The sequence below is a fragment of the Bradyrhizobium sp. MI1.11 genome (genome assembly GCF_055811255.1).
The window spans coordinates 1-22,294 of the sequence record NZ_JBVVPM010000084.1; the positions used below are offsets into that span (position 1 = coordinate 1).

Consider the following 22,294-nt stretch of genomic DNA (forward strand, 5'->3'; position numbering starts at 1 on the left):
CCAGATCCTCTTCAGATGTCTCTTAGAGAATCGCAGATTCGCGATTTACGCAAAGCCCTCGCAAGCGGGAGAGGGAGCGCACCTTCTTCGTGGCTCCCAGGAGAACGCTCAGCCGTTGAACGCGGCCTGTGCCTCCGGCAGGTTCCAGATCTTGCCGATCGCAGCGGTCCCGGCAGCTGTGATCGCCGCCTCGTCAGCGCCGAGATAACGGCCAGCATCGACCAGCATGCGGCCGTCGACCATGACCTGATCGATATTGGCGCGATTGGCGAGCGCGATCAGCGCGCGGCGCGGGTCAACCAGCGGTTGAAGATGCGGATGGGTGAGATCGACGATCGTGAGGTCGGCGGTCGCGCCGGGCTCGATGCGGCCGAGGTCAGGCCGATTGATGACATCGGCGGCGATTGCCGTGTTCGCCTCGATCAATTCGGGTGAGTTCGCGACATCGGCCCGCGCTGAGGTGATCTTGGAGATCAACGACGCGGCATTGAGTTCGCCGAGCAGGTCCATGTTGTAGCCATCGGTTCCGACCACGGTGCGAACGCCGTGTTCCGCAAACCGGCTGAACGCGGCGGTAACGCCGGCGCGCGCGAACACGCGCGGGCAGTTGAGCACCGTCATACCGCGCGCGGCCATCAGCTTGAGATCGTCGTCGGTGCTGAACATGCAGTGCGCCGCCATCAGATCGGGCGCCAGCAGGCCCAGCCAGTCGAGATATTGCGCCGGCGTGCGGCCGCCATAGCGTTTGCCGATCGTTTCAACCTCGGCGCGACTCTGCGCCATATGGGTCGTGATGGGCACCCCAAGCTCGCGCGCCCGCGTGGCGCAGGCTTTCAAGAGATCGGGGCCGCAGGTGTCGGTGGCGTGTGGGCTCATCGCAAGGCCGATGCGACCGTCGCCGCGATTGTTCCAGCGTTGGTAGAGCGCATCCCAAGTCGCCATGTCGGCGGTGCCGTCATCACCGGAATAGTGCACGACGCCATCGGGGCCGGCCTTGGCGTCCGAGGTCGAAAACAGATAGGGCGCACCGTAGAAGCGGATGCCCATCTCTTCTGCCGCGTCGAACATCTCCGGAATCGAGTTGCGGAACGGCTCCATCACGGTGGTGGCGCCGCCCTTCAGGAGTTGAAGAATGCCGAGCCGCGCGACCGCCATACGCTCTTCCGCCGACAAGATATCGGCGCCGCGCTTGGTCAGCGGCAGCAGCACCGTGTAGACGATGCTCTGGTTGTTCTTGCGGCCATTGCCGTCCTCGGTGTGGCTGCGCGCCACCGCTTCCGAGAAGCAGTGATTGTGCAAGTTCAACAAGCCCGGCAGCACGAAGCGGCCGGGGCGGTCATGCACCTCGTCAGCCTGCGGCTTGTCGCGCGTGACCGCGGCGATGGTCTTGCCTTCGATCAGGACCCAGTGGTCGCGCAACACGTCCTGCGCGCCGTCCTTGCGTGACAGCACATAGCTGCCGAAAATTGCTGAGGTGCTCATGCGGGGCGTACGTTCCAGAACACGGCGGTGCCGTCGAGAATGCCGGTGATAGCCTTGCGATAGGCAGTCGGCTGCTTGTACAGGCCGATCGGAATATAGGGGATTTCCTGGAAAGCCACCGCCTGGATCTCGCGGCAGATGCGCTGCTGCTCGGCCAGCTCCGAGGCCGCGAGCCATTGGCTGCGCAGGCCGGCCATCTTCTCGCTCGCATACCAGCCGGCGACCTTGCCCTCGCCGCGGATGTTGGTGTTGCCGGCCGGATTGAGCCAGTCGATGCCCTGCCAGTTGCCGACCGCGGCGCTCCAGCCGCCCTGCCCGATCGGGTCCTTCTTGAGCTGGCGCTGCAACACCACGGCGAAATCAAGTCCGGCATATTCCACGTTCATGCCGGCCTTGCGCAAGGAATCGACGGCGATCTCGCCGAGCGGCTTCTGCGCCAGTGAGTTGGTGGGGACGAGCACCACGATCTTCTCGCCATTATACCCCGCGGCCTTGAGGTCGGCCTTCACCTTGGCGTAGTCACGCGGGCCGCGGAACACGTCGAGGCCAACCTCGCTCGCCATCGGCGTATTCGGCGCGAAATAGCCGATCGGGGAGACCTGGAAGTTCGGATCCGTCCCGGCCACCGCGGTCATGAAGGCGGATTGATCGATCGCGCCCAGGAGCGCGCGGCGAACGGCAGGGTTGTCGAACGGCGGCTGAAGATGATTGAGGCGCAGCATGCAGGCATAGCCGCGGGGATCGAGGATGCGCGTCTCGATATCACCGGCGGCCTTGATGATCGGCAACAGATCGTGCGGCGTGGTCTCCTGCCAATCCTGCTCGCCGGTCTGAAGCGCGGCGACGCCGGTGCCGGCATCGGGCGTGGTGGTCCAGACCACCCGATCGTAATGCACGATCTTCGGGCCCGCGGTCCAATCCGGCTTGCCATCCGTGCGCGGCTGATAGCGCTCGAACCTGGCATAGGCGTTGCGCGCACCCTGCACGCGCTCGTCGGCGAGATAGCGGAACGGGCCGCTGCCGATCACTTCGGTCAGCGGCTTGAACGGGTCCTGACTCGCGAGCCGCTCCGGCATCATGAAGCACGCGTTGATCGCGGCCTTGCCGAGCGCCTGCGGCAGCAGCGGGAATGGACGCTTGAGGCGGAAGCGGATGGTGCGGTCGTCAGCGGCCGACAACTCGTCGGTCGCCTCCATCAGCTCACCGCCAAAGCCGTCGCGCGCGGCCCAGCGGCGAATGCTGGCAACGCAGTCCCGCGCAAGCACGCGCTCGCCGTCGTGCCAGAACAGGCCGTCGCGCAACGTCAGATCCCACTGGAGTTGGTCACCGGAGATGGCGTGGCCCGACAGCATCTGCGGCGAGACTTGCAGGGAGGAGCTCATGCCATAGAGCGTGTCGTAGACCATGAAGCCGTGGTTTCGCGACACTTGTGCCGTGGAATAGATGGGGTCGACGAAGGCGAGGTCGATCACGGGAATGAAGCGCAGCGTGGTCTGGGATTCGGCGCGGACGATGCCCGGGAATGACAGGGCCGGCACAGCGGCTGCGGCCCTAAGGAGCGAGCGGCGAGAGATAGGCATTACGGGTGGCTCCTGTGTGACGCGATGTCCAGCCGCAGCGTCGGTGCGCCCCCTCCCCCGCTTGCGGGGGAGGGCTGGGGAGAGGGTGCCTCCGCAGGCGAGGACCCCCAAGAGGAGAGAGCCCTCACCCGCGCGTTCGGCGCGACCTCTCCCGCAAGCGGGAGAGGTTGCAGCCAGTGCGCGGCCAGAACGGTGTCAGAAAAGCCAGACCTCATCACTCGCGTCTCATCCGTTGAGCAAGACGGCACCGATCGCGGCCGCGACCGCCTGTTGGGCCGGCTCGACCACGGGAACGCCGATGGCCTCCGCAATCGCTGCGCGATGCGAGGCCATGCCGGCGCAGCCCATCACCACGACATCGGCGCGGCATGGGGTGACCAGCGCGCGGCCGGCTTCGATCAACCGTCCCCGGATGTCCGCGCCTGACGTCTCCGCCGCGCTCGCGCCGACCGACCAGCTTCCGGCATAACGGCTATCGACGCCCATCACCCGCACCATCCGCTGCTGGCGGCGAATGCTCGATGGCGACAGCGCGATGATTCCGAAACGTTCGCCCAGCATCAGCGCGCGAAAGATGCCGCACTCGGCGATGCCCATCACCGGGCGACCGCCGGCGGCTTCACGCACCGCATGCAGGCCGGGATCGCTGAAGCAGGCGAGCACGAACGCATCCGCATTGTCGCGCGACACGCGGTTGACCAGTGGCATCACGACGCTGTCGGCATCGCGCTGCGAGCTGATGCCCGGTGGCCCCTCGGCAAGGCCAACCACCTCGATGTCGGGCCCACCGGCGATGCGCAGCGGCGCGACCGCGTCGTCGATCGCCGCCGTCACCGACGCGGAGGAGTTGGGGTTGATGACAAGGATGCGACGACGGGTCATGGCTTTGCCTAGCGGTTGCTGGCCTCGTGGCGCAGAAAATTTTCCGCGATCTTCTCGCCGGTCGTGATCCAGACGTCGGGGCACGACTTTGCGTAGGTCAGGAACTCGCGCAGCAGGCGCAGCCGCATCGGACGGCCGCTGCATTGCGGATGCAGCACCGTCGTCACCATCGCGCCCCAGTCTCTGGTTTCGTCGAGCTCGTCCTTCCAGATCGAGAGCACATGTTCCTTGGGGAAGATCGAGCGCGGGCTGAAGCGCGCGGAGAGCCCGTGCATCCAGTCGTCATAGCTCGCCGTGACCGGCAGCTCGATCGTGCCGGGCTTGCCGTCGGCAAGGCGATGGCGATAGGGCCGAACGTCATCACGGAAGGAGGACGTGTAGACGATGCCATGACGCACCAGCGCGACGCGCAGCTCCTCGGTGAACTCGCCGTAAGGCGCGCGATAGCCGGTCGGCCTGACACCGAGCCGGCGCTTCAGCGCCTCGAAGCCGCGTTCCAACTCCTCCTCGATCCAGGGATCGCCGGGATCAGGCAGCAAGTGATGATAGCCGTGATGGCCGATCTCGTGACCGGCCTTGAGGATGGATTCCGCCATTGCCGGATGCGCGTCGACCGACCATCCCGTAACGAAGAAGGTCGCCTTGAGATCGAGCTGGTCGAGCAGCTCCAGGAGTTTCGGCGTGCCGACGCGCGCCTCATAGCCGCCATAGCTCATGGTGATGAGCCGCTGGGCGTGAACGGCGTCCTTGCTGGTCCACGCGCTCTCGGCGTCGACGTCGAAGGAGAGGAACATCGCCGATTTGTACGGCTTCGGCCACGGGTATTCCGGCGCGGGATCCGCGGTGTTGGCCGGAACGAGCGGGATGCTCTTGAGTGCCTTACTGTCCAGCATTGATGGTTGCCTTCTCTAATCCGTTGTCGTTCAGTTTCCACTTGGCAAGCAGGGTACGATAGGTGCCGTCAGCGATCAGCGCATCGAGCGCCTCGACCACCGCCTGCTGCAACGCCTTTTCCTTGACCGGCAGCGCGATGCCCGTGAACTGCGTCGCGAAGGGCTCGCCGACCGGCGCATAGGTGCCCGGCTCGAGGTCCATCAGATAGGGCAGCGTTTCGTTGCCCTGCACGGCAGCGTCGATACGGCCCTGCCTGAGCTGGTTACGCGCATCGGCCGAGCCGTCGGTGCCGACGAACTGGATCGAATTGCTGCCGCAATTCTTCTGGCTCCACTTGTCGATCTCAGCCGGAAACATGGTCCGGCGGCTGGCGCCGACCTTCTTGCCGCATAGCGCCGCCATGTCCTTGAACTCGGACGCGCGGGACTGCTGCACGAAGAACTTTGGACCACTGCGCAAATAATCGACGAAGGACGCGATCTCGTGCCGGCTCGCATAGTCGGTGAAGCCGGACAGAATGGCATCCACCCGGCCCGTCGAAATCGACGGCATGAACTCGGCAAAACTGGTCTCCTGCCATTCGATCTTGACGCCGAGCTTGCGGCCGATGGCCTCTCCGAGATCGATGTCGAAGCCGGACAACGCGTTGGTGGCGGGATCGCGGAACTCCATCGGCGGATAGTTCGGCACCAGCGCGACCTTGATGCTGCCGCGCTTGGCGATTTCCGCCGGCAGCTCGACTGCCGTGACGGGAGCGCTCATGGCACCAACGAGTGCCGCCGTAATCAAAAGTCTCTTCATCAACACGTCCCCATTTCAGATCACTGCCGAAAGAAATGCCCTGGTGCGCTCCTCGCGCGGCGCGCCCAAGACATCGGATGCGCGCCCCTGCTCGATGATCGCGCCCTGGTCCATGTAGACGACGCGGTCGGCGACCTCGCGTGCGAAGCCGAGTTCGTGCGTCACGACCATCATGGTCATGCCGCTTCGCGCCAGCTCCTTCATGACCGCCAAGACCTCGCCGACGAGCTCGGGATCGAGCGCGCTGGTCGGCTCGTCGAACAGCATCAGCATCGGCTTCATGGCAAGCGCGCGGGCAATCGCGACGCGCTGCTGCTGGCCGCCGGAGAGCTGGGCGGGATACGAGTCCGCTTTGGCCGACAATCCGACGCGCCGCAGCAGCTCGATCGCCTCCGCACGCACCTCGTCGGATTTTCGGCTCTGGACCTGGAGCGGACCTTCGGTGATGTTTTCGAGCGCGGTCTTGTGTGGAAACAGGTTGAAGCGCTGGAACACCATGCCGGTCTTCAGCCGCTGCCGCCCGATCTCGCGTTCGCTGAGCCGATGCAGCCGGCCGCCCTGCTCCCGCACGCCCAAGAGCTCGCCGTCGAGCCAGATGCCGCCACTGTCGATCGCGGCGAGCTGGTTGATGCAGCGGAGCAGCGTGGTCTTGCCCGAGCCGGAGGCGCCGATCAGACACATCACCTCGCCGGGCCGGATGTCGAGCGAGACATTTTTGAGAGCCTGAAACTCGCCAAAACTCTTGCTGACGGAGCGGATCGCGACGAGGGGTTTTGTCATCGCGCGAGCCGCAACGTGCCGCGCGCAAAACGGCGTTCGAGCAGCATCTGGAGCGGCGTCAGGACCGAGACGACGAGCAGGTACCAGAGCCCGGCCACGATCAGGAGTTCGATCACGCGCGAATTGGCGTAGTAGATGTTTTCGGCGTTGTGCAGCAACTCCGGATACTGGATGACGCTGGCGAGCGAGGTCGCCTTCACCATGCCGATGAACTCATTGCCGAGCGGCGGGATCACCACCCGCATCGCCTGCGGCAGCACGATCCGGCGCAGCGCACGCAAGCGTCCCATGCCGATCGCCTGCGCCGCCTCATATTGCCCGATATCGACCGACAGCATGCCGGCGCGCATCACTTCGGAGGTATAGGCACCCTGGTTGATGCCAAGCCCGAGCAGCGCGGCAAGGAACGGCGTCATGACGTCGACGGCGCGCGCGCTCCACAGGCCGGGAATGCCGATGGTCGGAAACACCAGCGCGAGATTGAACCACAGCAGCAGTTGCAGGATCAGCGGCGTACCGCGGAATAACCAGGTGTAGCCGGCGGCGACGGTCTTCAGCACCGCATTGGGCGACAGCCGCATGATCGCGACGACCACGCCGAGGAAGATGCCGAGCGCCATTGCCAGAACCGCCATCACCATGGTGTTGACGATGCCTTCCAGAATGACCTTGACGGTCAGGAAGCGGCTAACATACGACCATTCGATCTGGCCGCCCGCGAAGGCGCGAACGATCAATGCGAGCACAGCAACGATCAGCGCTGCGCTGAGCCAGCGAAACCAATGCGGCTTGCGCGCGATCCGCATCCCCGACAGATCGGGAAAACCCTCCGCGAGTGCCGGTGCCGGCATCATTGCGCCGCCGCGTTCAGCATGGGCTGGGCGACCGCGTTGGCGCCGAGACCCCATTTGTCGAGGACAGCCTTGTAGGAGCCGTCGGCGATCATCGCGGTGAGCTTCTCGGTCACCACCTCACGCAGGGCCGCATCGTCCTTGCGGAACATGATGCCTTGATATCCTTTGGCAAAGGGCTCGCCGATCACGCGGTATTTGCCGGGCTCCTGCGTCTGCGCATAAGGCAGCGTCTCGCTGCCTTGTACGGCGGCGTCGATGCGGCCCTGCTTGAGCTGGTTGCGGACGTCGATCGAGTTCTCGCCCGGCACGTACTGGATCGCCGGCTTGCCGGCCGGCTCGCAATTCTGCTTGCTCCACTTCTCGATCTCGACCGGGAAGCTGGTGCTGCGGGTGGTCCCGACCTTCTTGCCGCAGAGATCGGTCGCAGCTTTGGCTTCGTTCTCCGCCATCACGAAGAACTGCGGGCCGGTCCCGAGATAATCGACGAAATCTGCGGTCTCGCGCCGCGAGGCGCGATCGGAGATGCCGGAGATGATGAAATCGGCGCGCTTGGTCTGAAGCGACGGGATCAATTCGGCGAACGGCGTCTCGCTCCAGACGATCTTCACGCCGAGGCGCTTTGCGAGCTCGTTCGCCAGATCGACGTCGAGCCCGACGAGCTCATTGGTCGCGGGATCGCGATATTCCATCGGCGCGTAAGTGGAGTTGACCGTGAGCTTCAACGCGCCCGCCTGCTTGATCTCGGCCGGAAGCTCCGCCGCCTGCGCGGACGTCGCGGCCGCCAGCGCTGCGATGCCGAGGAAATACCAGAGGCGCGTCATATCGGCTCCTTTGCCAACGTTGTTGGAACATCCTGTCAGTCCGCGTCGAGAACCGCGGGTTCGATGACGCCGGCGCGTTCGGTGATTACCCTGTATTGTTCCGGCCGCCGGTGCGCGGCGAAGTTGAACATCTTGTCCTTGCCCTGGCGGCAGAGGTCGAGATCGATGTCGGCGACGATCACCTCGTCAGTCAGCGTTGCGGCCTGCGCCACGATGCGGCCATTGGGATCGACGATGCAGGAGCCGCCGATCAGCCCGGAGCCGTCCTCCTCGCCCGCCTTCGCCACCGAGATCGCCCAGGTTGCGTTCATGTAGGCGTTGGCCTGCGTTACCAGCGTAGAGTGGAAGGTCCGCAAGGAGGCATCTTCCGTGCTGCCGCCATTGGGATCATAGGCCGCCGAATTGTAGCCGATGCAGACGAGCTCGACGCCCTGCAGGCCAAGCACGCGCCAGGATTCCGGCCAGCGGCGATCGTTGCAGATCATCATGCCCATGATGGCGTGGGCCCAGGCCGAGCCGGAGCGGAAGGCCGGAAAGCCGAGATCGCCATATTCGAAATAGCGTTTCTCGAGCTGCTGGTAGCGCGCACCTTGTCGCGGCTCGACCGAGCCCGGCAGGTGCACCTTGCGATAGCGGCCGAGCAGCTCGCCATCGCGGTCAACCAGGATGGCGCAATTGTAGCGCCGTCCATCCGGCGTCAGCTCGGCATAGCCGACATAGAAGCCGACGCGCAGCGCACGCGCACGGTCGAACAAGGCGGCGACGTTCGGGTTCGGCATGCCGCGTTCGAAATAATGGTCGAGCGCCTCGCCTTCGAGCAGCCAGCGCGGAAAGAAGGTCGTGAAGGCAAGCTCGGGAAACACCACGAGGCTGGCGCCGCGGCCGGCCGCCTCCTCCAGCAGCGCGAGCATCCGCGACAGCGTATGCTCGCGTGTATCGGCTTTTTGCGTCGGCCCCATCTGTGCGGCGGCGGCGCGAAGGACACGAACCAAGATTGCCTCCAATCTGTGCGCAGTGCCGCCTCAATGGGCGGATGAACCCTTTGATGCGACGTGCAAATCCGCTGCCATTACGCGGAAGCGGGGCTGCAAAATCAATTCGTTCTGCTATGATGTTTTGGCCCAGAGTATAATCGGCAGTGATATGAACCTGCGTCAGCTCGAGATTCTCCGCGCCGTCATCCGCCACCGCACCACGGTTGCGGCCGCTGACGAACTGGCGCTGTCGCAGCCCGCCGTCAGCAACGCGCTGAAGACGATGGAGGCGCAGGCGGGTTTTGCGCTGTTCGAACGCGTCAACAACCGGCTGTTTCCGACCACGGAAGCGATGGCGCTCTACAAGGAGAGCGAGGCGATCTTCGCGCTGCACGCAAAGCTCGAGAACCGCGTGCGCGATCTGCGCGAGAACCGCTCCGGGCATCTCGCGCTGGTCGCGACGCCGCCGCTCGCCTACAGCATCATCCCTTCGGCACTGTCAGCCTTCCTGCGCCGCCGCCCGGAGACGCGGGTGTTCTTCGACGTGCGGCGCTATGAGGGCATCATCGAAGGCGTGCTCAACCGCGTCGCCGAGCTCGGTTTCGCGCTCGGGCTGACACATCATCCGGGCATAGCCCATGAGGTGGTGCACACCGGCGAGATGGTGTGCGTGCTGCCGCCGCAGCACCCGCTCTCCGACCGGCCCGTGATCTCGGCCGCGGACCTGTCCGGCCTGCCCTTCATCGGGCTCGAGCGCGGCACGCGGCTTGGTGAGGCCGTGCGCGACAGTTTCGCACGCGCCGGCGCGCCGTTCCAGCCGACCGTCGAGGTGCGCTACTGCAACACGGCCTGCGTGCTCGCCGCCGCCGGCGTCGGCGCCGCCGTGGTCGATCCCTTCTCGCCGCGGCAGAACGGCGGGACCGGCCTCGTCGTGCGGCCGTTCGCGCCGACGACGCACGCGGTGGCCTATATGCTATGGTCGGAAGCCGAGCCGCTGTCGCGCCTGGCCAAGGCGTTTCTCAACGAGGTCCGGAAAGAGAGTGTGCTGCTGGAGCGCACAGCGCCACACCAGCAACATGGGTCAGAAAGCGACCAGGCTTGAGCTTTACCAGAGGGCGCATGGCACGCATCACTATCATCGAGACCGGGCAGGTCCCACAGAAATATCGCGAGCGCCACGGTTCGTTCCCCGACATGTTCAAGCGCATGGTCCGCGCTGAGGATCCGACAGCCACGATCGACATCGTTAGCATCCCGAGCGGCGATGCGCTGCCCGATCCGCGCAATTTGGAGGCGGTGCTGATCACCGGCGCCGCCGCCGGCGTCTATGACGGGCTCGACTGGATCGCGCCGCTGGAAGATTTCGTGCGCACGGCCTACGCCAGCAGGACACCGATGGTCGGCATCTGCTTCGGTCATCAGCTGATCGCGCAGGCGCTCGGCGGCACCGTACGCAAGTCGGAGAAGGGCTGGGGCATCGGCCGGCACGTCTATCAGGTGCTGCCGGACAACGGCGTCGTCGACGGCGAAGCGGTCGCCATCGCCTGCTCGCATCAGGACCAGGTGATCGAGCCGCCCAACGATGCGCTGACGATCCTCTCCTCGGAATTCACCCCGCACGCCGGCCTGCTCTACGCCAACGGCGCGACGCTCACCGTGCAGCCGCATCCGGAGTTCGACGTGGAGTTTGCGCAAGTGTGCTGCGAGCTGCGCGACGGCAAGGCGCCGGACGCCGTCGTTGCCACGGCGAAGGAGTCGCTGGCGGAGCCGATGGACCACGCCAAGCTTGGTGGGGCGATTACGAGATTTCTGGCGCGCAGGCCCATCTCCTCATCCTGAGGAGCGCGCCATTTGCGCGCGTCTCGAAGGATCGAGGCCCCGCTACAGGAACGGGGGCCCGCATGGTTCGAGACGCCGCTTCGCGGCTCCTCACCATGAGGCTTGAAATCTCAGAACGGATCGGTTCCCAACCCCGCCACATCCGCCGGCCTCGGCCCCGGTGCCGGCCAGTGAAACCGCCGGTCCTTCTCCGTAATCACCACGTCGTTGATCGACGCTTCGCGCCGCCGCATCAGGCCGTGCTCGTCGAACTCCCACTGCTCGTTGCCGTAGGAGCGATACCACTGGCCGCTCGCATCGTGCCATTCGTACTGGAAGCGCACGGCGATGCGGTTTTCGTCGAACGCCCAGAGGTCCTTGATCAGGCGGTAGTCGTGCTCCTTCTCCCATTTGCGGGTGAGGAATGCGACGATGGCTTCACGCCCCTGAAACATTTCGGAGCGATTGCGCCAGCGGCTGTCCTCGGTATAGGCGAGCGAGACGCGCACCGGGTCGCGCGAATTCCAGGCATCCTCGGCCATGCGGGCCTTTTGCGCTGCGGTCTCACGGGTAAAGGGCGGAAGCGGCGGGCGCGACATGAGGACCTCATCGGTTGGCGGGAGTGCAATCTATCGCCGCGCGCGGGGGAGTCGAGGGGCCGCCCGCTATCGCCCGATCACGAAATCAGATCAGCCTTCATCAAGGCGCGGATCGATTTCGGGATCGGCTGGGCGCGACCGCCGCTGATGAAGGCGACGCGTACCTCGGCTTTGACCAGCACGTTTTCCCCGCGCCGCACCTCCTGCGCCAGCATGATCGAGGCGCCCTTTACCGCGACCGGCCAAGTCACGACATCGAGCACGTCGTCCATCCGGGCAGGCTTGAGGAAATCCAGATGCATCGAGCGCACCACGAAGGCGAAGCTTGTGTCTTCCGCCTCGGCCTGCTCGAACAATGCCTGCTGCTCGGCGCCCATCAGCCGCAGATGATTGGTCCGTCCGCGCTCCATGAAGCGCAAATAGTTGGCGTGATAGACGATGCCGGAAAACTCTGGTTTGACGATATCGCAACAGGATACGAACTGCTTGATTTCGTTGGGGCGCTGGAGGGCGATAGCGTGAACAAGCGTAGATTTTTCTACGTCCCTTTCATGGCGAGCCGCAGCGCCTTCGGGATCAGCTTCAGTGTTCACCTAGCTCGCCTCGAGAGAAATGTCAGCCCCGCCGCGAGCATAGCGGTCCGAAGGGGCATGCGGGACGAGTGCAGCGACAACACCGGTGTTTGAGCGGCACGCGGGAACGGGGCAGCAATAACGCTCGCCACAGGCGAGCCCGTTTTCCGAGAGCCCTCGACGAGGAGCACTTTATGTCTTGCGCGAGGCATCGTCACCCGAAGGGCCGAGACAGCATGGCTCGGCAGCTGGCTCATAGAGCCCCGTCCGCGGAGCGGACGTGCCCACAACCCTAATCAGATCCGTACTTGTGCCATGGGCGAAAACCGCGCCACTTATGAGCCTGAAATTCGGGAGATCCTATCGCGGACCTCACACGACTGATCCCACATGAAGAACGTCTGCGGTTGTTTGCGTGAGAGTTTCCGGGTTCGTTGCTCCATCGGCGCCGCCTGACCGAAAGCCCAACCGATCGCTCCTGCATTGACGGTTTCATCCGCGGAGCCAGAGCAGGACTGGCGTGTATCGTACTCCGTCAACCAGCTCGTGGCCGGAATAGTCGACGAACAGTTTCTCGCCGGCGACATGGACCTGGCGCCAGGGTGGGCTTGAGGGGGCCGGCCCATTCCTTGTAGCGTTCGCAGAATCACGAATAGCTGAAGCAGTCGGAGTTAGGCAAAAGACCAAGGTAGCCGGGTTGCAGACTGTCAGCGGTGCGCGCCTCCTGGTTACCCCGATCGCAATCGCTAAAATAGCGATCACGATCCGCTGGAAACCGTGATCACGATCGGCTGGAACACGCACTTACCGAGCGCCCCGTCGACCTAACACGCTAGTAGTGCCGCGAGGTGGAGCGATGCCGCCAAGCTCTCTGGTGCGCGACAGGCAGCACACCGCGCCGATCTAAGCTCGCAAGCGAAGGGGCATGCCAAGCAGTTGGAGAGATCTGCAACGCCGCAACCTGACGCGGCGTTTGGTTCACGCATTTCTTCCAGCACCAATGTTGCAGTGCAGTTACAGCAATCTGCGTGCACGTTGTTAAGACGCACGAGGCTCGGGGCACTCAAGACATGAGAATAGAAATGAAGAACTTGTTGTTTACGGCAGTGGGCACGATGGTGCTTGCTTCGGTGGCCCCTGCATTCAGTGCTGATCTGCCTACGGAACCCATCAAGCCTCTCCACACCGCCGCGCCTGGGCCTGTTGCGGCTGCAATCTACGATTGGAGCGCTTACTATATCGGCGCGAACGGTGGCTTGGGCTCAGGCGCGAGTTGTTGGGAGTACCTTGGCAGCACGCCCGAGGGCTGTCATCATCCGACAGGCGGTAGCGTAGGCCTCCAGATCGGCTATCGATGGCAGGTGGGTCAGATCGTGCTGGGTGTTGAGGGCCAGGGGAACTGGGCTAATTTGACCGGGTCCAATGACAGCAGCGCGTTTTTCGATACTATCAACCAGACTAAGATTGACGCGTTCGGTCTTCTGACGGGGCAGATTGGTTATGCGTTCGGCAACAACCTACTTTACGGCAAAGGCGGCGCCGCAGTCACGCGCAACATCTTTCAGATCACCTCAACCTTCACGGGAGCCAGCAGCACAAGCGACGTTCTTTGGGGCGGCGCGTTGGGGGTCGGATTCGAGCACGGCCTCGCGCCGGACTGGACGGTAGGCTTCGAGTACGACCACCTGTTCTTCCAGCCTCGCACGGAGAACTTCACCGGGAACATTGCTGGGGCCGATCGCATCCGCAATGATCTCGATGTTATCACGGTGCGGGTCAACTACAAGTTTGGCGGTCCGATTCTCCTCAGATACTGATCCGTGTTGTGTCGATGGCCCCGGCCTGGCCGGGGCCATTTGAAGGAAAGCATGGCCCGCTCAGAGCCCGGCCATTCAGGCAGCTGCAACGCGACGTTCAAGCGGCGCCTGCGCGATCCCGGCCCATCGCCTTTCGCCGGCTGGGACCCGTCCTTCTCCGGACGGCATGCTCGGCAGCACTTGGCGGGTAGCCGGATCATCGCTGCCGGCTCGGCGCTGAGCACATTCGGCCGAAAGTGCGGCTACCGCCTTGCCAAGGTAAGCGGCGCATCGCCGTCGCAATCGAGGCAGGACACGTTAGATCGGCTCATCCGCCTCTGTCGCAAACCTGGACGACCGGTAGCTCGGCTTTCCAACATCTCACCGGGCCGTCCGATATCGCGCGCCAAGCGCCGATGCGGTTCGAGGAGAAATCATCTGTGCCGCGGGCCGGGCGCAATGACGTCCGCGACAGCCGCGGACACGGGCGGCCTCATGATGAAGCAAGGCGGCATCCACAAAGGAGTGACCCAAGTTTCTCCGGCCGGGGCGCCATAACCCTCGCGCTCAGGTGGCATCGCTGCCGGGCGCAAGCTCCATCACCGGGGTAGACCTCTAGTCCCGTTTATTCAAGCGCGAAGATGAAACCCACCGAACCCCAGGCGTCAGCCTCGGGCCACACAGCTGCATTGACGTCAAGCTGCTGTGCCCACGCGCTGATACCCTCGCTCTCTTCTTCGGGAGCTGGGTTCGGGAGCCTAGCCACTACGGCGCGAACCGATTGATGGCCGTTCGTTCTAAATCGAAACCACTTTTTTGCACAAATGTGGTCTGCGGCTTCGGCGGCTCCGAAGATTGGTCGCGAGCCGACCCACCACACAATCACATCGGACTACTTCGATCATTGAGATCGCGTTTAGCCCGATCGGTGTCTTGAACGATTGTTGCCTCCGACGTTGAGCGGGCACGTTCGCCTGCAACCTAGGCTGGGACCGCATCGAGCCTGGATTGCGCTGGCGACAGCCTTGCTTTACTCCATCTCCCATGCCTTCTCGGGCGGGACGAGGCTCAGGATAGAAAGGGAGGGAGAGTTCTTCTCTATCGAGACGCGCTCGGTGAAGAGGGATGCTGCGTAGGCGCGAGATCGCTGCCCTCGATTGCCTTTATTGCTGGCCAAGGTTTTCAAGCCGTATGGTGTGGCTAATCACATTGCGCGCAATTATCGCAGCAATCAATTTGCGGGTAAGGTGATCGCGCAGTGTGAAAGCGCGGGGGAATAGGTTTGGAGTTCATTTTCGGTCCTTCACACCTCGAAGGGGCTTCTGCAGTTCGCACCCGTAGCAACCACAACAGGATTCCTGCAGAGTCCGTAGCGCGAGACGTGTCAAGACAGTTGGATCCAAGTGACCTTTTGCGGCCAGAGCTAATACCTTTTCGGCGAGGCACGCCTTCAACGAAGACGTCCGGTTTGCTTCGGGCACCATCCCGATCGCATCGTCCAGAACACCTCGCAACAAAGCGCATAGTTTGGTTTCTGCTGTCATGGCGCTAATCCAAAAACAACGGAGATCTGGCCGACCTCGGCTCCGGCCCGCCTGGCCGGTGGCCCCCGGAAAGCCATGCGGAATAAACCTTCTTCGCTCCAGGGAGCGGGGGATAAGGGAGACGGCCGAGCCTACAAGTACAAGAACTAGGTTTCGGGAATGTGACGGTTCGTGCTCCGCTCATTCTGGATGCATGACGTCTTAAGAAAGCATCCTGCGGTAGGTCCTTTGGTCTTCGAGTCAACGCTTGCTGACGCTATCAACAAAAGTTCGTAAAGCGTTTGGTGAGGATCGCCGAGCCGTGAATTGGGCAGCCTTAGTGGATTGCTTGTTCCGATCGCGCCAATTCCAGCTTAGGAGCTCGTCGCGCCTTTGAGCCGGATGTGCGGCGCAGTTGCTATAATCGGCGAGCCACGCTTGTGAATCCACGCTGTTCAATCTGGCGGTGATGTTCACGGCCAGAGCTCCGGCTCGGCGGAAAACGGATCGGTCCCCAGCCTCAGAGTTGTCGAACCCCAGTTCTGGTAGTTGAAACACGACGCAACATCATCTTGAACTGTTGTGGCAAGGTTCACAGTTGAGCTTACGAGTGATAAGAATTTCTCTTCGAGATCATTTCGGCGTGCTCCGGCCAGCCCAGCTTGTCGCCGTCCAGGATCGCTGGTTCGAGTGGCTGGACATTCGCACCGAAGCTTTCGCCCAGCTGCGCGATCCAGTGACGCTGGGACGAGCTTGGGTGCCACTGGGCTCGATTACCGTTCCCTCACAACCAGAATGGGCACCAACACATCCGGCGGTCGCCCGAGCTCGCCGCCCCACGTAATGCCGAATCGCCCTCTTTAGCACCGTATTGCATGGAGGGGATCAAGTTTGAAACATCCCCGCGTGGTCGTTCTGGCGCAGTCAGTCAGGAGCGCGACACGATTATGATGGCTCGCGGAACGAAACAAGACCGTTGGGGCGTGTCTGATTCACACTGTCGAACTTGCGCCACGCTGGTAGTTAGTTGTAGAGCTAGGCGGTATGGACTCTAAGTACCCATTTCCAGAAGCAAATCAGATTCATGACTGTTTTTCGGAGCTAGTCTTCGGTGTCATGAACCCGCTGGTCTCGACCGCGGGTCAAACGCGCAATGCACCAGAAGCGGCTGCTTTGTAGCTTACCCGCCGAGGTCGTAATGGCCGATACAGCCATTTGGCCGCCTGTTTGCCTCAATCCGCGCCGCTGCAAACGTGCGCTCACCGTCATCTACAACATCCCGTCACAGGCGTTCCGATATGCAGTTGCTAAGTCTCTCTACCTCGAGCGTCATCCTCTCGAGTGCCCCTTCTCACAACTTAAGCAATTCAGCCGCGTTGCAACCGATTGACATGGAACAGAAGGACCAATGTCCGTCAACTCCTGCAACTACGCCAATCATGAGGCTGGCTCCTTTTGTGTCTCGATCGACGGCAGTAGCCCACCGTGAATCTTTGCCTCAAAGCTCCGCAGCCGCTGATAGATCGAGATCAGTTCGACGATCGTGCTCCAGGAGTTGACGAGATACTGAAACGAGGTTCGCACTTGCGTGAACGCGTTGAGGATCTGGTTCATCGCGCCGAGGGTGATCCTGCCCGCGATGATTGTGGGCGCAAGCAGCAGATAAGGAAAGATGCGGTCAGTCTGCAGATAGACGATCCGGCCGATATTGAAGTACATGAAGTTCAGATAGAGCCGGAAGTAATTTCTGCGAATGTCGCTAAACAGCACGCTTAATGTCGGCGCATTGGCACGCGCCGTATCATCCTCGCCGAGCACGAGCTCCTTGCGATAGGCCGCTTCGACCCGCTGGTTGAAAAATTCAATTCCGGGCAGGCGGATACCGATAAGCGCGAGAACGCCGGTGCCCAGGATCGACCAGATGACTGCGGCGAACACCAGCGGATAGGGAATCGAGCCGAACAGAGGCAGCTCCGTGATGTTGCTGGACAGCCTCACCAGAACCGGCAGGAAGGCCAAGAGCGTCAGCATCGCACTGATGAGATTGACGCCTAAACCTTCCGTGGTACTGGCAAAGCGCATGGTGTCTTCCTGAATCCGCTGGGAGGCGCCTTCGATCGTGCGCAGCCGCGGCCAGTTGGCGACATAAAAATCGTTCATCGCCGTGCGCCAGCGGAAGATGTAGTGGCTGACGAAGAATCGCGTGATCACGCCGACCACGACGGCCAGGAGCGCGATACCGGCAAAGGTCGACAATTCGTTGTAGAACTGCTCGACCGTGACTGGCGCCGACTTCGAAAGCGCAGCCTGGACCAGGTCGTAGAACGGTCCATACCAGCTGTTGATCGCGACCGAGACCTGGACCTGAAAGTAAGAGGTGAACAGGATCAGCGCCGAACCAAGAATGGACCACGTCGCCCAGGGATGGGGGGCAAATAACATCCATGCAGCCGCGAACACCGCAACGGTCAGCGCAAAATAGAGATCAAGCCACAGCGCCGAGGCGGACCAGAACGTCGCAAGCCCGACCGGCTTCTCCGGGGATTGAAAGAGATTGCCGGCAACTCCATACCAGAACGCCATCGCCAATGCCGTCCAAAGAATTGACGACGCAAAGAACAACTTTGGTCGAGGGAAGAATGAAACGAACATGCTTGCTGTCCTCATAGATTTAGAGCTTCATCTCAGAAGATGAACTCGCCGCCGTCTGGCTAACTCTTTCCTGACTTGGTCCATCCGGGGCCAGTCGCGTCGCACGCGCGATGCTTAGCGTACCCGAGAAGGCCCCGGGCAGGCCGGGGCCTTCGATTCACCAGCCTAACTACAGATCAATATTTGATGGGAGTCGTACCACCGAACTTATAGTTGAGCCGCGCAGTCACGAGGTCGAAGTCCTGAAGGATGCGGTCGCCGCCCAGCGAAGTACCAGCCGAGACAAAGTGCAGGTCGGCATCCCGCATGAAGAAATGGTCGTACTCGACGCCTACGGACCAGTTCGGCGCGAAACCGACTTCGATCCCGACCCCCACAGTAGCCCCCCAAGGGCTGATATCAGTGCTCGCGATCTGCGCGTCCGTGAGTACGGACTTGACCCCATACGTGTTGCTCACCACTGCGACGCCACCCTTGGCGTACAACAGTACATTCTCGAGCGCAAAACCGATCTGCCCAGTCATCGTACCGAACGCGTCGATCTTGCTCTGGTTGACATCGCCAAACGCAATGCTGACATTGGATCCGCTCAGATCAGCCCAGTTCCCCTGACCTTCAACGCCCAGCACGATCCGGCCCATCTGCCATCGATAGCCGATCTGTCCACCTACTGTCATGCCCGTCGCGTCATGACAGCCCTCAAACTTGCTGCTACTGTAGTCCCAACAATTCGAGCTTACGCCCAGGCCGCCGTTCATACCTACGTAGATGCCGCTCCAGTCGTAGATTGCGGCCGCAACGGCCCGCGGAGCTTTGGTGTAGATTGCTTGGGCGGACTGCGTGGTCAGGTCTGCACTGAATGAGGGCGTCGCTATCGCAAGCGTCAGCATGCTTGTAGCCGCAAGCAGGAAGTTTTTCATTTCTATTCTCATGTCTTGAGTGCCCCGAGCCTCGTGCGTCTTAACAACGTGCGCGCGAATTGCTGTAGCTGCGTAACAACATTCGCGCCGAAAGAAATGCGCGAACCGAACGCTGCGTTAGGTTCTGCGTTGCAGATCATTCCCAAGTGTCTCAGTGCTACATGCCGTGAGCGTAGATGGCGCAAAAGTAAGCGAACAAGCGGCCGCCGATTCAGCGGAGTAGGCGTACGGCAAGCCTGATCATGGAGAAGAGCGAAGTGCGCTTTGCGAGACCCTTGCTCTATCCCGTCCACCACGAAGGAGACATCTTGTACGCACTGCCGCCAGATATCGGTTACTTCAAGATTTGGTGCCGGCGCTTGGATGCGAGCGCGAGTAAGCCTTCTGGATCCGGCATCAGCCAGCCGAAATCGCTCAGCGCAATTGTCTCAAGGTCGTTGCACTGTCCACACCACTCCTGCCACCCGCAAAGCAGTTGGCAACGCGGCGCCACACACCTGAGCATCCAGCACGCTCATTCAGCTCCACCAGGAGGGCGAAGCAGTCACCTCCTTATGCGTGCCGGAGGCGAGATCGAGGTGTCCGTCCTCACGGGTACGCCGCTCGGCTCCATCTCTCGGCTGGAGCACCCGCTCAATGGCTTCGAGGACGAGCGGGAACGGTATCCGGTGGTCCAGGGATTGCACCGTAACGCTGCCTCGGAGCAGGCGCTCGAGGACGGCGAATTCGCTTGTCACGGCGGGGGGACTGAGAAGCGCCCAACCTCGCAAACCAGGCCAGGCGTGCAAGTCCGACGTTCGACCGCCGCCTGCGCCATTCCAGCCTGTCGTTCTGGCCTGCAAACCCTGCTTGTCGGATTAGACACGGATGCTCCGCTGCAGTTCGCACTTAAGGAACGGATGATCGGGGTTGTCGCAATCGTGACGAGCGCAGCTCGAGACCTGCGTCGATCCCACGGGAATGATGCCGATTAGCTCGCCGCGGCCATCTTGCCACGGCAAACGGCGCATCGCGGTCGCGATCGGGGCCGACGAGATCCTCGAACACAGGCCGCCTCAGCTTCTAAAGACACGCCAAGGTGCGCTCCGCGGGCATGGCACGACATGATCGAACCGGCTTGCGCTCCTCCGCCGCGGACCCGCACTTTCGGCAGGTCGGCCTGCCAACATCTCACCCCCGCCCTGCCTTTCGGATCACTTGGGCCTCGATCTGCCTTCGGCGGCAACCAAGCACGCGAGCACCCTGCCTTCGCGCCTTCTCGCTGCATCAATGGGTCGTCCGTGCCCGCCGCTATCAATTCACGCCGTTGCACACCGGCGGGCACAGATGATCTATCGGTCGAGCCGCATCGGGGCTTGGCGCGCCAAGTCGGCGATCTCGGCAAAGGCGGGCGCATCGAGCGATTGAGGGCCGCGCCACAATCAGTTGAACTCGAAAAGAGTTACACGCTCGCGCCGGTCTGAGTGAGCGAACTCAGGGGCCGTTCTGAGCATCTGTACGTTGCACTATCAAATCGAGCTCGAAGGACCAGTTTGCGATCAAATTGCCAAGGCCTTTCGGGTAGCCGGTAGCTTTCCTGAGGCCCCGGGAACGTTCCCACGCGAACATCCGCCGCCCAGCGCGATAACCCGTCCTGCATGAGCTGAAATCCCTCAGCGTACGCGCGAACGAATTTAGGCCGGTGGACGGTCGTCAATCCGAGCACATCATGCAAGACGAGCGCTCGCCCTGAGCATCCGGGTCTGGCGCCGATTCCGATCGTCGGTATGTCCATCAATTCGGCGACGCGAGCAGCAGGTTCACCGGGCATTCCCTCGAGGACGAGAGCAAAACATCCGACCTCTTGTAGACGGTGTGCGTCATCAGCAGGCCCAATGCATCATCGTGGCTGCCGCCCTGCACCTTGAAGCCCCCAATAGCCTAACACTTTGCGGCGTCAAGCCAAGATGGCCCGTAACAGCGATCTCACAACCGACCGAGGCGCGAACCATCTCGACACGGCTGGCACCTCCCTCGAGCTTCACCGCATCGGCACCGCGTTGCAGAAAGCCGCCCGCATTGCGGATAGTCTCCTCGGCGCCCAAGTGAAAGCTCATAAAGGGTATATCGGCGACTAGAAGAGCACCGGGTCTGGTGCGCGCGACCGCCTCTAAGTGGTGGTTCATCATCGCCATGTGACCGGAAGGGTGCTGTCAAATCCAAGACAGACGTTCCCGACACTGTCGCCAACGAGAATAATATCGATAATCGGATCGGCGATGCGAGCGGCGATCGCGTCGTAGGCGGTTGTCATTATGACGCGACGCCCTTCCCGCCCCATTTCTCCAGAACCGGAATGGTACGCGGTCAATAGGCGTCTTCGAAACATGACTCTTTTCAGCCCTGATCCGTCCTGCCCACCGGAACCGCTGACCCCAATTCGCGCTTACCATTTGCCACTAGTTAGGCTGAAAAAGCGGACAATAGTAGGGCGATGAAGCCAACAATGGCTTCTAATGGCAGCCGTGGCGCGCAAGATCTAATCCTCGCGCGATCGGCGCAAGTGCGGACGAAGCGCTCAGAACGCAATTCGCTTAGTCTTGGCGCCTCTCGATCTGCGAAACGCCGTCGTTATGGGTATCCACAATCCTCATGCGTCTGCGCTGCTCGAACGGACGCTTGTCGATGACCACAATGCCGCCTCCAGCTCAAACTGCGCGTCGTGCTTAGACGTTGCACCCCGGCCTGGCGGGCGGACGCAGGGTAGTGTGGGAGGTTTGATTGCGGCAGGACAGCTGGCTTGAACCTAGGCACCATAGGCGCATACTCGGCGGATGCTCGAGCAGCGACCAACGTTCATGGCTCGGAAAAATCCCGGACTTGGCTGGGGTGTCGATATTCTGTGGCCCGATGGCGAAACGGAAGCAATCAAGGGCTTTATTACGGAAGGCGACGCGGTCAAGTGGATTGCTGAGCACGAGCACTCTAAGGCGACGCAGGGAAATACAAACCAAGAATCATCCTTAGAGCATTAGAAATCCCGTCTACGCAGAATCGGTCGACTGACAGCACGCCGGGAGCCGGCGAAAGATACCGCCGTGCCCGTTGAGCGCGACAGTAACACGGCAACAGCTTGCGGTGCCCCCTTCAAAATTCGCCGCCTATTCCGCTGATGCTTCACGCGGTCAACGCGCCGTAATTTTTCCACGTTCTGGCAGTCCCGCCGCTTACACAAATGGTGCCCTTGTAGCCGCTGGCGATCGGATCGGTGTATTAGCATTACAGTTGCTTTTTTGATTTGAAGTGGGCGCGTTGAGCGGCAGCCTGGTGAGCTCTGCGCCAGAAGGACCATGCGATAATGTGTGCG

The 22,294-nt window shown here is 62.2% G+C and carries 17 protein-coding genes and 1 pseudogene; 4 read left to right on the forward strand and 14 right to left on the reverse strand.

All coding sequences use genetic code 11. The annotated features are described in order from the left end of the window. Window positions 1-108: 108 nt before the first annotated feature. The 9 genes from AC0L30_RS39765 to AC0L30_RS39805 form a co-directional block, all read right to left on the reverse strand. A complete protein-coding gene (locus AC0L30_RS39765; protein WP_473406545.1) occupies window positions 109-1,482 on the reverse strand; it encodes an amidohydrolase family protein in 1,374 nt (457 codons plus the stop codon). Next, entirely contained in the window at window positions 1,479-3,062 is a 1,584-nt protein-coding gene (locus tag AC0L30_RS39770) for an ABC transporter substrate-binding protein (protein WP_473406546.1), read from the reverse strand. Before AC0L30_RS39770 ends, AC0L30_RS39765 begins: the two co-directional genes overlap by 4 nt. A gap of 225 nt (window positions 3,063-3,287) precedes the next feature. Further along, on the reverse strand, window positions 3,288-3,944 hold the full coding sequence (locus tag AC0L30_RS39775) for an aspartate/glutamate racemase family protein (protein WP_473406547.1): 657 nt from the start codon (window positions 3,942-3,944) through the stop codon (window positions 3,288-3,290). 8 nt (window positions 3,945-3,952) lie between these two features. Beyond that, the gene (locus AC0L30_RS39780; RefSeq protein ID WP_007596396.1) at window positions 3,953-4,837 is read right to left on the reverse strand and encodes a polysaccharide deacetylase family protein; all 885 of its coding nucleotides are present in this window, start codon (window positions 4,835-4,837) and stop codon (window positions 3,953-3,955) included. Beyond that, window positions 4,824-5,639 carry an ABC transporter substrate-binding protein gene (locus AC0L30_RS39785; RefSeq protein ID WP_219683522.1) on the reverse strand — a complete coding sequence of 272 codons (816 nt, stop codon included), beginning with the start codon at window positions 5,637-5,639 and terminating at the stop codon, window positions 4,824-4,826. Before AC0L30_RS39785 ends, AC0L30_RS39780 begins: the two co-directional genes overlap by 14 nt. A gap of 15 nt (window positions 5,640-5,654) precedes the next feature. Continuing rightward, entirely contained in the window at window positions 5,655-6,419 is a 765-nt protein-coding gene (locus tag AC0L30_RS39790; RefSeq protein WP_219683521.1) for an amino acid ABC transporter ATP-binding protein, read from the reverse strand. Further along, entirely contained in the window at window positions 6,416-7,273 is an 858-nt protein-coding gene (locus AC0L30_RS39795; RefSeq protein ID WP_473406548.1) for an amino acid ABC transporter permease, read from the reverse strand. Before AC0L30_RS39795 ends, AC0L30_RS39790 begins: the two co-directional genes overlap by 4 nt. Continuing rightward, entirely contained in the window at window positions 7,270-8,094 is an 825-nt protein-coding gene (locus AC0L30_RS39800; protein WP_473367412.1) for an ABC transporter substrate-binding protein, read from the reverse strand. Before AC0L30_RS39800 ends, AC0L30_RS39795 begins: the two co-directional genes overlap by 4 nt. Window positions 8,095-8,129: 35 nt before the next feature. Beyond that, window positions 8,130-9,086 carry an N-carbamoyl-D-amino-acid hydrolase gene (locus tag AC0L30_RS39805; RefSeq protein WP_007596405.1) on the reverse strand — a complete coding sequence of 319 codons (957 nt, stop codon included), beginning with the start codon at window positions 9,084-9,086 and terminating at the stop codon, window positions 8,130-8,132. Window positions 9,087-9,237: 151 nt separating this feature from the next. On the opposite strand from AC0L30_RS39805, the gene AC0L30_RS39810 reads away from it, so the two are divergent. After that, window positions 9,238-10,170 (forward strand): LysR family transcriptional regulator, encoded by a 933-nt coding sequence (locus tag AC0L30_RS39810; protein WP_007596406.1) that lies wholly within the window; start codon window positions 9,238-9,240, stop codon window positions 10,168-10,170. Between the two features lie 17 nt (window positions 10,171-10,187). Further along, window positions 10,188-10,907, forward strand: coding sequence for a type 1 glutamine amidotransferase (locus AC0L30_RS39815; protein ID WP_007596407.1), 720 nt, complete (start codon window positions 10,188-10,190; stop codon window positions 10,905-10,907). Between the two features lie 110 nt (window positions 10,908-11,017). On the opposite strand, the gene AC0L30_RS39820 is transcribed toward AC0L30_RS39815, so the two are convergent. Further along, complete coding sequence (locus tag AC0L30_RS39820; RefSeq protein ID WP_007596408.1) at window positions 11,018-11,485, reverse strand: nuclear transport factor 2 family protein; 468 nt, start codon at window positions 11,483-11,485, stop codon at window positions 11,018-11,020. A gap of 77 nt (window positions 11,486-11,562) precedes the next feature. Then, the gene (locus tag AC0L30_RS39825) at window positions 11,563-12,078 is read right to left on the reverse strand and encodes a YbgC/FadM family acyl-CoA thioesterase (protein WP_473406549.1); all 516 of its coding nucleotides are present in this window, start codon (window positions 12,076-12,078) and stop codon (window positions 11,563-11,565) included. Between the two features lie 1,061 nt (window positions 12,079-13,139). On the opposite strand from AC0L30_RS39825, the gene AC0L30_RS39830 reads away from it, so the two are divergent. Then, a complete protein-coding gene (locus AC0L30_RS39830) occupies window positions 13,140-13,874 on the forward strand; it encodes an outer membrane protein (RefSeq protein ID WP_473309325.1) in 735 nt (244 codons plus the stop codon). Between the two features lie 2,939 nt (window positions 13,875-16,813). On the opposite strand, the gene sbmA is transcribed toward AC0L30_RS39830, so the two are convergent. The 3 genes and pseudogenes from sbmA to panB all read right to left on the reverse strand — a co-directional run. Beyond that, window positions 16,814-18,028 carry a peptide antibiotic transporter SbmA gene (gene sbmA / locus AC0L30_RS39835; protein WP_473406550.1) on the reverse strand — a complete coding sequence of 405 codons (1,215 nt, stop codon included), beginning with the start codon at window positions 18,026-18,028 and terminating at the stop codon, window positions 16,814-16,816. 176 nt (window positions 18,029-18,204) lie between these two features. Beyond that, window positions 18,205-18,948, reverse strand: coding sequence for an outer membrane protein (locus AC0L30_RS39840; RefSeq protein ID WP_473309326.1), 744 nt, complete (start codon window positions 18,946-18,948; stop codon window positions 18,205-18,207). Between the two features lie 1,555 nt (window positions 18,949-20,503). Continuing rightward, window positions 20,504-21,285, reverse strand: a pseudogene (gene panB, locus AC0L30_RS39845) (3-methyl-2-oxobutanoate hydroxymethyltransferase); the annotation flags it as partial. A gap of 476 nt (window positions 21,286-21,761) precedes the next feature. Between panB and AC0L30_RS39850 the strand changes: the two are divergent. Continuing rightward, window positions 21,762-21,962: a hypothetical protein gene (locus AC0L30_RS39850; protein WP_473256311.1), complete on the forward strand. Its 201-nt coding sequence runs from the start codon at window positions 21,762-21,764 to the stop codon at window positions 21,960-21,962. Window positions 21,963-22,294: the final 332 nt, after the last annotated feature.